Annotated in this window: 14 protein-coding genes; 9 read left to right on the forward strand and 5 right to left on the reverse strand. The window is 61.5% G+C overall.

The window, feature by feature from the left end:
• Position 1: 1 nt before the first annotated feature.
• Positions 2-1,120 carry a sensor histidine kinase gene (locus CFU_RS15150; RefSeq protein WP_014006913.1) on the reverse strand — a complete coding sequence of 373 codons (1,119 nt, stop codon included), beginning with the start codon at positions 1,118-1,120 and terminating at the stop codon, positions 2-4.
• A gap of 186 nt (positions 1,121-1,306) precedes the next feature.
• Here CFU_RS15150 and argH point away from each other — a divergent pair, with 186 nt between their 5' ends.
• The 7 genes from argH to CFU_RS15185 all read left to right on the forward strand — a co-directional run bounded on the left by argH (position 1,307) and on the right by CFU_RS15185 (position 8,319).
• Positions 1,307-2,701 carry an argininosuccinate lyase gene (gene argH, locus CFU_RS15155; RefSeq protein ID WP_014006914.1) on the forward strand — a complete coding sequence of 465 codons (1,395 nt, stop codon included), beginning with the start codon at positions 1,307-1,309 and terminating at the stop codon, positions 2,699-2,701.
• Between the two features lie 365 nt (positions 2,702-3,066).
• Complete coding sequence (locus CFU_RS15160; RefSeq protein WP_014006916.1) at positions 3,067-4,224, forward strand: ABC transporter substrate-binding protein; 1,158 nt, start codon at positions 3,067-3,069, stop codon at positions 4,222-4,224.
• Between the two features lie 131 nt (positions 4,225-4,355).
• The gene (locus CFU_RS15165) at positions 4,356-5,237 is read left to right on the forward strand and encodes a branched-chain amino acid ABC transporter permease (protein ID WP_014006917.1); all 882 of its coding nucleotides are present in this window, start codon (positions 4,356-4,358) and stop codon (positions 5,235-5,237) included.
• A 1-nt stretch (position 5,238) separates the two neighbouring features.
• Positions 5,239-6,150 carry a branched-chain amino acid ABC transporter permease gene (locus CFU_RS15170; RefSeq protein WP_014006918.1) on the forward strand — a complete coding sequence of 304 codons (912 nt, stop codon included), beginning with the start codon at positions 5,239-5,241 and terminating at the stop codon, positions 6,148-6,150.
• The gene (locus tag CFU_RS15175; protein WP_014006919.1) at positions 6,150-6,911 is read left to right on the forward strand and encodes an ABC transporter ATP-binding protein; all 762 of its coding nucleotides are present in this window, start codon (positions 6,150-6,152) and stop codon (positions 6,909-6,911) included. Before CFU_RS15170 ends, CFU_RS15175 begins: the two co-directional genes overlap by 1 nt.
• The gene (locus CFU_RS15180) at positions 6,908-7,657 is read left to right on the forward strand and encodes an ABC transporter ATP-binding protein (protein WP_014006920.1); all 750 of its coding nucleotides are present in this window, start codon (positions 6,908-6,910) and stop codon (positions 7,655-7,657) included. Before CFU_RS15175 ends, CFU_RS15180 begins: the two co-directional genes overlap by 4 nt.
• A 173-nt stretch (positions 7,658-7,830) precedes the next feature.
• Complete coding sequence (locus CFU_RS15185; protein ID WP_041743550.1) at positions 7,831-8,319, forward strand: AmiS/UreI family transporter; 489 nt, start codon at positions 7,831-7,833, stop codon at positions 8,317-8,319.
• A gap of 4 nt (positions 8,320-8,323) precedes the next feature.
• Here CFU_RS15185 and CFU_RS15190 read toward each other — a convergent pair whose 3' ends face one another.
• The 3 genes from CFU_RS15190 to CFU_RS15200 all read right to left on the reverse strand — a co-directional run bounded on the left by CFU_RS15190 (position 8,324) and on the right by CFU_RS15200 (position 10,102).
• Positions 8,324-8,839: a hypothetical protein gene (locus tag CFU_RS15190; protein ID WP_050808609.1), complete on the reverse strand. Its 516-nt coding sequence runs from the start codon at positions 8,837-8,839 to the stop codon at positions 8,324-8,326.
• A complete protein-coding gene (locus tag CFU_RS15195) occupies positions 8,839-9,375 on the reverse strand; it encodes a hypothetical protein (RefSeq protein ID WP_050808610.1) in 537 nt (178 codons plus the stop codon). Before CFU_RS15195 ends, CFU_RS15190 begins: the two co-directional genes overlap by 1 nt.
• A gap of 169 nt (positions 9,376-9,544) precedes the next feature.
• Entirely contained in the window at positions 9,545-10,102 is a 558-nt protein-coding gene (locus CFU_RS15200; RefSeq protein WP_014006924.1) for a hypothetical protein, read from the reverse strand.
• Between the two features lie 230 nt (positions 10,103-10,332).
• Between CFU_RS15200 and CFU_RS15205 the strand changes: the two genes are divergently transcribed.
• Together CFU_RS15205 and CFU_RS15210 are read left to right on the forward strand one after the other, a co-directional pair.
• Positions 10,333-11,286 carry an ABC transporter ATP-binding protein gene (locus tag CFU_RS15205; RefSeq protein WP_041742135.1) on the forward strand — a complete coding sequence of 318 codons (954 nt, stop codon included), beginning with the start codon at positions 10,333-10,335 and terminating at the stop codon, positions 11,284-11,286.
• A complete protein-coding gene (locus CFU_RS15210; protein ID WP_014006926.1) occupies positions 11,283-12,599 on the forward strand; it encodes a hypothetical protein in 1,317 nt (438 codons plus the stop codon). Before CFU_RS15205 ends, CFU_RS15210 begins: the two co-directional genes overlap by 4 nt.
• Here CFU_RS15210 and tal read toward each other — a convergent pair.
• A complete protein-coding gene (gene tal, locus CFU_RS15215; protein ID WP_041742136.1) occupies positions 12,596-13,558 on the reverse strand; it encodes a transaldolase in 963 nt (320 codons plus the stop codon). The two genes, CFU_RS15210 and tal, sit on opposite strands and share 4 nt — an antisense overlap.
• Between the last annotated feature and the right edge of the window lie 19 nt (positions 13,559-13,577).

A 13,577-nucleotide genomic window follows, 5' to 3' on the forward strand; every position in this document is an offset into this window, starting at 1 on the left:
TTTATCTGCTTCCCTGCGGCTTGGCCAGGGCCGCCTCGACTTTGCTTTTTACATAGGGAAAACTGGCGCGCACTTCGAACTGGCCGAGGCTGGTGGCGGTGGTCAGTTGTCCTTCGACATCGTACAGCAGCGCCAGCCGTTCGCGGATATTTTCCAGCGCCATCTGGTTACCTTCCGGCAGCGCCGCAACGCCCTTGCCGCTATACGGATTGTAAGGATTGGTGATGACGATTTCAATCCGTTCCAGCGTATGGCTCAACTGGATACGGATCAGGGCCGGTTCGGTGCTCGGCTCGACGCCGTAATGAACGGCGTTTTCTATCAAAGGCTGCAGCAGCAAGGTGGGAATCTGCGCCCGGAAAATCACATCGTCGCTGATGCCCGCCCGCTCCCACTGCACTTTGAGGCGTTCGCCCAGCCGGATTTTTTCTATCGACAGGTATTGCCGGCACAGGCGGATTTCCTTTTCCAGCGTAGTCATGGCGCGGCCGTCGCGCATCAGGACCCGGATCAGGTCGGCCAGGTCTTCCAGCGCCGCCTCGGCCCGGCGCGGTTCGGTCCGGATCAGCGACAGCACCGCGTTCAGGCTGTTGAACAGGAAATGCGGCCGGATCCGCGCCTGCAAGGCTTGCAGCCGGGCTTCCACCAGCACCGGCGAGAAAGCCCGGGCGCGTAATTCAAAATAGTGCTGCAGCGCGCCGCCGAACAGCGCCGCCGCCAAGGCCGCCAGCGGCATGCCGCCGCGTGCGCCGAGATGGGAAAAACCGCTGAGAAACCAGTCGAAGCCGGACAGCAGCCGGATCACCGCCATCGTCACCAGCGCCGGCACCAGCAGGCACGACAGGCGCTGGACAAACGGAGGCAAACGGTAAGCGGCCCGATGCAAGCCGCACAATACAACCAGCGACAGGAAACAGGCGGGCTCGATCAGCATCGCCGATTCGACAAAACCGTTGAGCGCGGCCAGCAGGCCATCGCTGTGCAGCAGCAGCGTCGCCATGATCGTCAGGTTGACCGCAATCAGGGTGCGGAACACCACGCCCAGGTTGCAGCCGTCGGGAATCACCACCGTGTTCGGCTGTTGCGCTGAGGCGTTGTCTGCGATCTGGTCGGATGCCATGAAGGTGGAATAGGTTAATTAAAGAGCAATTTTATTGCGATTTCCGGATGGCTCGCGGATGCCGTCCGCACATATTATGTGCATCGATCTGCAAGCATGGTGCGAGCATAAAGCCGGTTTCATGGGGCAGTGATTTATAATCGCATAATTCATTGCTATTCCTAACACACGGTTCAATACTCAATTATGACAGCACAACTCTCCAAAAAAGGCGAAGCCTGGTCGGCTCGTTTTTCCGAACCGGTCTCCGATCTGGTCAAACGCTACACGGCGTCGGTATTTTTCGACAAACGCCTGGCCGAAGTCGATATCCAGGGCTCGCTGGCGCATGCAGAGATGCTGGCATATCAAAAAATCATCAGCGCCGACGACTATGCGGCGATCCAGAAGGGCATGAGCCAGATCCAGGGCGAAATCGCCGGCGGCAAGTTCGAATGGCTGCTGGACCTGGAAGATGTCCACCTGAATATTGAAAAACGCCTCACCGAACTGGTCGGCGACGCCGGCAAACGCCTGCATACCGGCCGTTCGCGCAACGACCAGGTGGCCACCGACATCCGCCTCTACCTGCGCGGCTCCATCGACGACATCAGCGGCTTGCTGCGCGACCTGCGGCTGGCCCTGCTGGACCTGGCGGAACAGCACGCCGACACCATCCTGCCCGGCTTCACCCACATGCAGGTGGCGCAGCCGATCACTTTCGGCCATCACGTGCTGGCGTACATCGAAATGTTCGGCCGCGACGCCGAACGCATGCTGGATTGCCGCAAGCGCGTCAACCGCCTGCCGCTGGGCGCCGCCGCGCTGGCCGGCACCACCTTCCCGATCGACCGCGAACGCGTGGCGAAAACGCTCGGCTTCGACGACGTCTGCCGCAATTCGCTGGACGCCGTCTCGGACCGCGACTTCGCGATTGAATTCTGCGCCGCCGCGGCGCTGGTGATGACCCACGTCTCGCGCATGTCGGAAGAACTGGTGATCTGGATGAGCCCGCGCATCGGCTTCATCGACATCGCCGACCGTTTCTGCACCGGCTCCTCGATCATGCCGCAAAAGAAAAACCCGGACGTGCCGGAACTGGCGCGCGGCAAGACCGGCCGCGTCAACGGCCACCTGATCGCCCTGCTGACCCTGATGAAAGGCCAGCCGCTGGCCTACAACAAGGACAACCAGGAAGACAAGGAACCGCTGTTCGACACCGTCGACACGCTCACCGACACGCTGCGCATCTTCGCCGACATGGCGCGCGGCATCACGGTCAAGCCGGAAGCGATGCGCGCCGCCGCCCTGCAAGGCTATGCCACCGCGACCGACCTGGCCGACTACCTGGTCAAGAAAGGCCTGCCTTTCCGCGACGCCCACGAAGCCGTGGCCCATGCGGTGCGCAGCTGCGTCGACCAGGCTTGCGACCTGAGCGATCTGTCGCTGGAGCAGTTGCGTGTCTTCTCGCCGCTGATCGACGACGATATCTTTGCAGTGCTGACGCTGGAAGGCTCAGTGGCGGCGCGCGACCATATCGGCGGCACCGCACCGCGCCAGGTGCGGCTGGCGATCCAGCATTTGCGCCAGCAGTTAGGCTGATGTAAAGCCGGCGTGGCGGGAAGCGCAGTGCTTTCCCTCCATGCCGATTTGGCATGAGTGCGGCTGACACAAATCCCCAACGCCGGGTATAATTGCCAAAAATCACGCAATATCTCTCCATAAGCGACCAAAAGTCGCAACATCCTCCTTGTAAAACACCCGTTTTTGCCTGGCTCGTGAGTAGTAAGCGTGGTGTTTCGCAAACGCTGAAACCCCACGCTGTGCGCCCGGAATTTCTGACCGAAAATCCCTTATACTTTGTCCACCTTTGGCGTGACTTCGTGCGCGCCAAAATAAAAACGCTGGCCGACTTCTTGCCATAGGGTGTCGTCGCCTAAAAAAACGGTCTCTAGGAGAATATCGAAATGCAATTCAAAACCATATTGAAAACATTGCCGTTACTGATGCTGGCCTCCGGCCTGGCCAGCGCAGCCCACGCGGCTGACGTCAAGCTCGGCCTGGCCGCGGCGCTGACCGGCCCGGCCGCCAAGTATGGCGTCGCCATCAAGAACGGCTTTTCGCTGGCCGCCGATGAAGTCAACGCCGCCGGCGGCGTCAACGGCAACAAGCTGCTGCTGGTGATCGAAGACGAGCAGGGCAAAAAAGAAGAAGCGATCAACGTCTTCAAGAAACTGATCTTCAAGGACAAGGCGCTGCTGGTGTTCGGCCCTACCCTGTCCAACTCGGCGTTCGCCGCCGACCCGATCGCCAACGCCGCCAAGGTAGTCGCCTTCGGCACCAGCAACACCGCCGACGGCATCACCGCCATGGGTCCGTTCACCTTCCGCAACTCCGTGATGGAAGCCGACGTGCTGCCGGTCACCACGCGCGCCGCAGTCAAGCATTTCGGCATCAAGAAAGTCGCCATCATCTACGGTAACGACGACGCTTTCACCAAGAGCGGCTACGACGTCTTCAAGGGCACGCTGGCCGACCAGAAGATCCCGGTCACCACCACTGAAGCGTACGCCAAGGGCGACGTCGACTTCAAGGCGCAGCTGACCAAGATCAAGGCTTCCAATCCGGACGCCATTGTCTGCTCCTGCCTGACCGAAGAAGCCGCCAACATCATCCTGCAAACCCGCGCGCTGGGCATGAAGCAGCCGTTCATCGGCGGCAACGGCCTGAATTCGCCGAAACTGTTCGACATCGCCAAGGGCGCCGGCGACGACACCATCATGGGCAGTCCATGGTCGTCGGAAAACCTGACGCCGGCCAACAAGGCCTTCATCGCCGCCTACAAAGCCAAGTTCGGCAGCGATCCTGACCAGTTCGCCGCGCAAGCCTACGACGCCCTGCACGTCGTCGCCGCCGCCCTGAAGAAGATCAAGCTGAGCGGCGCGCTCGACAAGGACCGCATCGCCCTGCAACAGGCGCTGCCGGCAGTCACCATCGACGGCGCCACCGGCAAGTTCGCCTTCCGCAAAGCGCCGCCGGTGACCGGCAAGGAAGTCGGCTACGACGCCCAGCAAGAAGCAATCGTCAACATCGCCAAAGGCGGCAAGTTCATCCTGCTGAAATAAGCCAACCCCCATCGTCGCAACGCGACCGCGATTTTCACGGCGCCGGTCGCATATTAATTAGGGTCAGAGTCGAATATTCCCGCATATAAATATTCGACTCTGACCCTAATTAAATTTAAGAAAAACCTTCCATGCTTGAACAACAACTCATCAACGCTCTTTCGCTGGGCAGCGTGTACGCGCTGTTTGCGCTGGGCTTCACGCTGGTTTTCGGCGTGCTGGGCGTGATCAATTTATCTCACGGCGCGATTTTCATGCTGGGCAGTTATGCTGCGCTGCTGCTGGTGGAACACCTGGCGCTGCCGCTATGGCTGGCGATGCTGGCGGCGATGCTGGTGTCCGGCTTGATCGGGCTGCTGGTCGACTACCTGGTGCTGAAGCCGCTGCGCGCGCGCAACGCGCCGCATCTGGCCCCCATGATCGCCACCATCGGCGTCGCCACTATTCTTACCAGCCTGGCGCAAGGCCTGTTCGGCGCGGAGAACAAGCGCTTCCCGGTCGGCACGATTCCTGAGGACAGCTACAACTGGGGACACCTGCATGTCACCGCGGTGCAGATCGGCATTGTCGTGATTTCCTTTGTCCTGATGCTGGTGCTGCTGGCGGTCATGCGCCGCACCCAGCTGGGCCGCGCCCTGCGCGCGATTGCCGAATCGCCGAAAGCGGCTTACCTGCTTGGCATCAATGTCGAAGGCTTGTTCTACCTGACCTCATTCGCCGCTGCTGCCCTGGGCGGCGCGGCCGGCGTGCTGGTCGGCCTGTCGTTCAATGCAATTACGCCGTTCATGGGACAGCCGATGCTGCACAAGGGCATCGCCGTCATCATCCTGGGCGGCATGGGCGATATCCGCGGCGCCATGATTGCCGGATTGTTCCTCGGTTTTGCCGAGGTGCTGACAGTAGCTTATATCTCCAGCGATTTCCGCGACGCCGTCGGCTTCGGCCTGCTGTTCCTGATCCTGCTGGTCAAGCCTTCCGGCATGTTCGGCAAAGTGCTGGAAAGGAAGGCTTGAGATGATTGAACTGTTTACAAACTTGGGCTTCATCGACTGGTGGGACGGCTTCTGGTCGACCTACAACACCGTGATTTTCGGCCTCGGCGTCAACGCCATGCTGGCGCTGTCGATCTATGTCACGCTGTCCTGCGGTTTGCTGTCGCTGGCCAATGCCGCGTTCATGGGCATAGGCGCTTACGCCGCATCGCTGATCAGCATGCAGACCGGCCTGCCGTTCCCGGTGGCGCTGGCGATCGGCGGCGCACTGCCGGCGCTGGTGGCGCTCATCATCGGCATCCCGACCTTGCGCTTGTCGGGCGTATACCTGGCGATGGCGACTCTGGGCTTCGGCGAAGTGGTGCGCGTCATCGTGCTCAACATGGACATTACCGGCGGCCCGCTCGGCCTGAACGGCATCCCGCTGAAAACCGAATGGTGGCACATCGTCCTGCTGCTGGCGGCGACGCTATACATCCTGGCGCGCATCCGCCGCTCGAAAATCGGCCGCGCCTTCGAAGCCATCAAGGAAGATGAAGTAGCGGCGCGCCTGATGGGCGTCAATGTGGCCGGCTACAAGCTGCTGGCGTTTGTCATCGGCGCTGCGATTGCAGGCGTGGCAGGCGGCCTCAACGCGCACTATACGTTCACCATCGGCCCCGGCAACTACGCTTTCGAAAACGCCGTCGAAATCCTGACCATGGCCGTGTTCGGCGGCACCAGCACCCTGATCGGCCCGACCATAGGCGGCATGGTGCTGACACTGCTGCCGGAGGCGCTGCGCGATTTCAACAGCTACCGTGCGGTGGTCAACGGCCTGATCCTGGTGCTGGTGATCCTGTACCTGCCGAAAGGCATCTGGGATCCGCGCCGGATCCGCGCCTGGGTCAACGCTTTTTCTCGGCGCAAGGCCCAGGCTGGAGGAAATAACTAATGCTGCAACTCAAGAACATCAGCAAGAACTTCGGCGGCCTGCAGGTGCTGCAAGACGTCAATTTCAACGTCCCGCAAGGCGGCATCTTCGGCCTGATCGGTCCTAACGGCGCTGGCAAGACCACCGTCTTCAACCTGATCACTGGCCTGCTACGCGCTTCCGGCGGCGCCATCGAATTCGACGGCGCCGACATCGGCAAGGTGGCGCCGCACAAGATCACCGAACGCGGCATCGCCCGCACTTTCCAGAATATCCGGGTGTTCAAGGAAATGACCTTGCTGGAAAACGTCGTGGTCGGCATGCACGATCACATGCATTACGGTTTCGGCAGCCTGCTGTTCAATCTTGGCGGTTTCAGGAGGATCGAAGCCCAGGCCCGCGAACGCGCCCTGGAACTGCTGTCCTGGGTGCGCCTGGATCATAAGGCCGGCATGCTGGCCGACAGCCTGTCCTACGGCGAACAGCGCAAGCTGGAATTCGCCCGGGCGCTGGCCACCAAACCGAAACTGTTGCTGCTGGATGAACCGGTGGCCGGCATGAATCCGGCCGAGAAAACCGAGCTGATGACGGAAATCCTGAACATCAAGCAGCGCGGTTTCAGCATCTTCATGATCGAACACGACATGCGTTTCGTGATGGGCCTGTGCGACCGCATCGCGGTGCTCAACTTCGGCCGCATCATCGCTGAAGGCAGCCCGGACCAGATCAAGAACAACCAGGAAGTGATCGAAGCCTACCTGGGCAAGGAAGATGCAGAATGACAGCCGAAATGAACACAAACGCCACGCCAATCCTGCAAGTGCACGACCTCGCGGTTTCCTACGGCCATATCGAGGCAGTGAAAGGCATAGACCTGGCGCTCAATGAAGGCGAAATCACGGCACTGGTGGGCGCCAACGGCGCCGGCAAAAGCACCACCCTACTCGCCATCTCCGGTCTGCTCAAGCCGGCGCGCGGGCAAGTGCTGCTCAACCAACAAGGCCAGCAGCAAGACCTGATCCGACTGTCGCCGCACAAGATCGTCCAGAGCGGCATAGTGCAGGTAGCCGAAGGCCGCGCTACGCTCACCACCCTGAGCGTCGCCGAGAACCTGGCGCTGGGCGCCTACACTCGCAAGGACAAGGCGCAGATCGCCCAGGACCTGGACTGGGTGTACTCCCTGTTCCCGGTGCTGCAGCGGCGCAAGGATGGCCTGGCCGGCAACCTGTCCGGCGGCGAACAGCAGATGCTGGCCATCGGCCGCGCGCTGATGGCCAAGCCGCGCGTGCTGCTGCTGGATGAGCCGTCGATGGGGCTGGCGCCGTTATTGGTGCAAGAAATTTTCCGCATCGTGCAGGAAATCAACCGCACCGGCCTGACGATCCTCCTGGTCGAACAGAACGTCCGCCAGGCGCTGCGGATTGCCCAGCATGGTTATGTGCTGGAGAACGGCAAGATCGTACTGGCCGACAGCGGCGTGAACCTGCTGCACAATCCAAAGGTGCTGGAAGCGTATCTGGGCGGCTGACCGGCCGCGCATTAAAATCGCATTAAGCCCATGCGGCAATCAAATTCAAGGCCGATATGCCTATTGGCCTTATTCAATTCCGGCATACTTTCGCAAAGCCGAACCGTGTATCTTCCCTGCAAGCTCGGATAGTCCGACAAGAATTACCGATAGTCTTGCAGAAGGAAACCATCATGTTGGGCATTGCTCTACTGTTCATCGGCGCAGTGCTGGTCGTCAATGGCGTCGGCCTGACCGGCCGCATCGAAGCGCGCGAGAACGCCGTCTTTAATTTCCTGGTCGGCTCCCTGGCGCTGTCCATCAGTTTCATAGGATTGGTGCGCAGCGTCGACAACGCCGGTTACCTTGGCGTGGCGGCGGGCCTGTTGTTTGCCTTCACTTACCTGTACCTGGCCGTGGTGCAGTGGAAAGGCATGAACGGAAAAGGATTGGGATGGTATTGCCTGTTCGTCGCCATCAATACCTTGCCGATGGCGTGGCTGGCGGTGGACCAGGACATGCGCTCAACCATGATGTGGCTGACGTGGGGGCTGCTCTGGTTCCTGTTCTTCCTGGCCTTGGCCCTGCAGAAAACCATCCGTTCGCTGGGTCCCATCACGGCGGTCATCGGCATCGTTTCCTGCTGGATTCCCGGTTTCCTGATGCTGGCCGGGCGCTGGTAAACAATTACTGCAAGCTGCCCCAGCGCTCCACCGCCGGCTCCGCCACCGCCCATTTCCAGACATCGTCGCTACGGCAAGCGCTGCCGGTATACCAGGCGCGTTTCTGCTGCGCGCCTTCACCACTGTCAACCGACAGCAGCACTTCCTTGCACAAAGCCAGCGGAGTGTCGATCAGGCGCGTGACGCGCACTTCCCCGTGTTCGTTGCCGTAGGCGATCTGGTGGACGATGGCCCAGTTGCGCGCCTGGCCCACATCCAGCTGGCCGACGATGGCGGCGATTTCATCCTGCTCGGCTTTCTGCCAGTTGCGGAATACGTATTTGGTGGTGGCGTCGGTGGCGGCTTGCACCCCTATGCCGATGGCGTAGCCGACTGCCGGATTGGAGGTGACCGCGCCGCTGGCGACGCCGGCTGCGGCGCCGGCAAAACCGCCGATGCTGTTACAGCCGCTCAGCGTCGCCACTGCGATCACCGCAGCGCTCAGCAAACAGGCGCTGCGCGAAGAACCTCTTCGCAGCATCACTGCAAAGCTCCCCAGCGCTCGGTGGCGGGTTCGGCCGAGGCCCATTTCCAGGCCGGGCCAGCCTGGCAGATGGTCGCCACATAAAATTCACTGGTCGGATTGCTGGCCTTGTCCACCAAGCCGTCGACCGAAAACACGATTTCCTTGCAGCTCATGCCCTGGCTGGCGATGACGCGGCTGACTGTGACCCGGCCGCGTTCATTGTCTTCCAGCGGCAGCGAATGCTTGATCTGCCAGTTGCCGACCGCGCCCACGGCCAGGCTGCCGGCGGCTTTGGCGATCGCGTCCTGCTCTTCGCCATGCACCTTGCGCTGCTCGTACTGCACGCCGGCGCGCGCTGCAGCCTGCACGCCCAGGCCAATGCCGGTGGCGACCGCGGCGTTATTGGTCACCTTGCCCGCCAGCGCGGTGCCGGCGACCCCGGCCGCGGCGGAACTGCCCTCGGTCACGACCGAACTGCAAGCACTCAATCCCAACACACTGCCCATCACCAGCAAACCGCTGATCTGCTTTAACCGCTGCTTTAACCGCATTACCGAATCCAATATATAAGGCACCGACCAGGACCGCACCGGTAGACATCAGCCAGAACTTCTAACGGCATTTTAGAGGACAAAACTTCGGTTCAGTTCGGGTGGAAACCCGGTAATGTGCAAACTTTTGTTAAATCGCGATTAAAGAGAAAACTCCTACGGCAGAACGCTACATGGTGCTGCCGCCATTCATGCCACCCATGCCGCCCATGCCCTTGCCGCCACGACCGCCCTTGCCGGACGGCTTGTCCTTGCCGGCCGCCGGACTGCGCTCACAGGAAGCCTGGTCCACGCGCTGCAGGCGGTCCGCCAGGAACAGCCGCACTGCCTGCCGCTGCTGGTCGTCGAGCGCATCGTTCATGGTCAGCCACAGTTCGCGCAGCTGGCGTCCGTCCTGGGCCGCCAATCCGGATTCGGCGTCGATCGCCGCCGACAGCTGGCGCAGATCGACTGCCGGGTCCTTGAGGCCGCTGCTCATGCTGGCCTGCAAATCGCGCTGCCGTTTTTCCCGTTCGCCGATGATGGCATGGGTCTTGGTCACCAGCTGACGCCACAAAGTCTGCTGGTTCGGATTCAGGTGCAGCTCATCCTTCACTCCGTCGGCCACCGACAGCACGTCTTCAGTGTGGAAATCCATCACTGGCGCCGCCAGCACCGATGTCGCCAGGCTCAGGCCGAATGCGGCCAGGCTCAGCTTGAAAACGGACAGCAACTGGTTAACATGCATGGCAATCTCCCGTAAATAAGTTAGCTAATGAGTTGGCTAATAAGTTGACTATCCAAATCGGCTATTAAACCGGACTTGCCACCCTCACGAGGCAGGTGAATCATTTGGTAACAGCTGGCTGACTATTGATACACGCTGTTGCGGGGCGCAATTTAGTGCGCATTACTCTATCCGTTGCTTTATTATTAGCAACTTATCGCCTGCGCCCCTTCACTGGAAGACCGACTCTCATGATAAAAATCTCTGGCCTTACCTTCGATTACCCCGGCCATCGTGCCTTGCACCAGGTCAGCCTGCAGGTCGAAGCCGGCAGCGTGACCGCGCTGGTCGGCTCCAACGGCGCCGGCAAGACCACGCTGATGCGCTGCATAGCCGGCCTGGAAACACCCCTCGCGGGCTCGATCAGCGTGGCCGGCATGGATGTGCTGGAACGGCCGCGCGAAGTGCACCGGATCATGGGCTACCTGTCCGATTTCTACGGCTTGTACCAGTCGCTGACGGTGGCGCAATGTTTTGAATATGCTGCCGCGGCCCAGGGCTTGCCGGCGCCGGCAATTCCGCAAGCGATACAGATCACGGCGCAGCAGCTGGGGCTGAGCGAACGCCTGCAGCAGACTTGCGACAAACTGTCGCGCGGCTTGCGGCAGCGGGTCGCGATCGGCCAGGCCATCATCCACGGGCCGAAGATCCTGCTGCTGGACGAACCGGCTTCCGGCCTCGATCCGGAAGCGCGCGCCAGCCTGGCCGGCCTGTTCCGCCTGTTGCAGGCGCAGGGCATGACCTTGCTGGTGTCGTCGCATATCCTGGCGGAACTGGACGAGTATTCGACCCACATGCTGGCCCTGCGCGATGGCAAGGTGCTGGAGTATCGCGCGCTGGACCACGGCAGCACCGCACTGGCGCCGCGCAAGTCGCTGCGGATCGTGCTGGCGCAAGCCAATCCCGGCCTGCACGCGCAACTGGCGGCGGAACCCGCGCTACAGGTCAGCGCCAGCGACGAACGCAGCGCCGACTTCATGTTCAGCGGCGACGAACACGCCCAGGCGGCATTGCTGGCGCGCCTGATCGCCGCCGGCCTCCAGATCTCCAGCTTCGCCGACCAGAAGGAAAACCTGCAGCAATCCTACTTGCGCTCGGTGGCCAGCTATGAACAAAACGGACAACACAGCGGGAGCGCAACATGATCAATCCTGAATTCAAACGCAACCTGTGGCTGCAGTTTTCCCTGCACCGCCTGATCGCCATGCCTGCCATCCTGGCGCTGGTTTTTTTCACGCTCAGCCTCGCCAACGACAACTGGCCCGGCGGCGTGCCGCTGGACAGCGTGGCCCTGATCCTGTTCGCCGGCATCGTCTGCCTTTGGGGTACCCGCAACGCCAGCAATACCGTGATCGACGAAGTCCGCGACAAGACCTGGGACCAGCAGCGCATGAGCGCGCTCGATCCCTGGACCATGACCTGGGGCAAGCTGTTCGGCGCCACCGCCTTCAACTGGTACGGCGGCATCCTGTGCCTGGTGGTTTTCGCGATTGCGGCTTTGGTGCGCGAGCACAGCATGACCTTGAGCAGCGGCCTGACCCTGGTAGCGCTGGGCATCCTGATGCATGCGGCGACGATCGCCCTCAACCTGCACCTGATGCGCAGCGACATGCGCGCCGTGCAACGCGGCGGCATCGCCTGGGCGGTGGTGCTGATCGCCGTCATGTTCGCGCCGCCGTTCCGCGCCGCGCCCGATGCTTCCGTCTTCTGGTGGGGCCAGTCGTTTGCCTACAGTTCGTTCCTGCTGGCCAGCACGGTGTTCTTCGCTGCCGTCGCCGTATTCGCCGCCTGGCGCAGCATGAACAGCGCCCTGCAGATCACCACCATTCCCTGGGCCTGGCCGCTGGCCTGCTGCCTGCTGGCTGCATATGTCGCCGGCTTTAGCGGCGGCGTCGGACTGCTGTGGATAGGGCTGCTGTTCTCGCTAGCCATGACTTATGTGGCGCTGTTCACGGAAGAAAACGATATCGCGCTCTGGCAGCGGGTAGTCGCCAGGGCAAAGAGAGGCAACTGGCACGGCCTGTTCCAGAACCTGCCGATCTGGCCGACCACGCTGGTCCTGAGCTTCTGCCTGGCGCTGCTGTTGCAGTTCAGCGGCGGCCAGGAACTGCCGTTCAAATTGCGGGTGACCGCCGCCAGCCTGTCTTTCCTGGCGCTGACGCTGGCCCTGATGCTGTTGCGCGACTGCTGCGTCTACCTGTTCTTCGCCTTTTCCGGCAAGAGCAAGCGGGTCGGCGCCACCACCATCCTGTACCTGGCCATCGTCAACGGCTTGCTGCCGTTCCTGAGCAAGGTCATGGGCCTGGATTCGCTCGCCATATTTTTCATGCCGCTGCACATCGGCAACGGCTGGCTCATGCTTGGCATCGCAGCGCTGCATGCCCTGCTGGCCTTGGCGCTGCTAGGCTGGCGCTGGCGCCAGCAAGCCTTGAAGGATGAATTGCCGGCCGCCGCTTAAGCGCGGATCGATGCCAGCAAGCCTTCGATGATGTGGTCGAGCTTGAAGGCATCGGCGGCAAAACCGCGTATCCCTTCCGCCAGTTTTTCGGTAGCCATGGCGTCGTCATTGAGCGCATAGCGGAAGCTGGCTTCGTCGTAGCTGACTTGCTGCAGGTCGGCAGCGGCGGCGTCCTTGTCCAGTGCACGCGCCAGGGGAGCGTCGCTGGCCTGCAGCTGCGCCAGCAGCTCAGGGCTGATGGTAAGCAGGTCGCAGCCTGCCAGCGCGGCGATCTGGCCGACGTTGCGGAAACTTGCCCCCATCACCTCGGTAGCTATCCCGAAGCGTTTGTAATAACTATAAATCTGCGCCACCGATTTCACGCCGGGATCGTTGGCAAGCGTATTCGCCGATTCGTCCCAGGCGCTGCCGGCGGATTTCTTGTACCAGTCGTAGATGCGGCCGACGAACGGCGAGATCAGGCGCACCTTGGCGGCGCCGCAGGCGACCGCCTGGCAGAACGCAAACAGCAGGGTCAGGTTGCAGCGTATGCCATCCTTTTCCAGGATGGCCGCGGCCTGGATGCCTTCCCAGGTCGATGCAATCTTGATCAGCACCCGCTCGCGGCCGATGCCGGCGGCTTCGTACAAGGCCATGATGCGGCGCGCCCGGGCCACGGTGGCGGCGGTATCGAAACTGAGCCTGGCGTCGACTTCGGTAGAAACCCGGCCCGGCACCACTTGCAGGATCTCCAGGCCGAAACGCACCAGCACCTGGTCGACGATCTGGTCCAATGGACTATCGGCATGGGCGGCGACCGTCTCGACCAGCAGCGGCGCATAGTCTGCCTGCTGCACCGCCTTCAGGATCAGCGACGGATTGGTGGTGGCGTCGCGCGGCTTGAATTGCGCCAGCTGCTTGAAATTGCCTGTGTCGGCTACTACCGTCGTGTATTGCTTGAGCTGGTCCAGCTGATTCATGTCTGTCCTTGTGTATAGG

Source organism: Collimonas fungivorans Ter331 (assembly GCF_000221045.1).
Taxonomy (GTDB): Bacteria; Pseudomonadota; Gammaproteobacteria; order Burkholderiales; family Burkholderiaceae_D; genus Collimonas; species Collimonas fungivorans_A.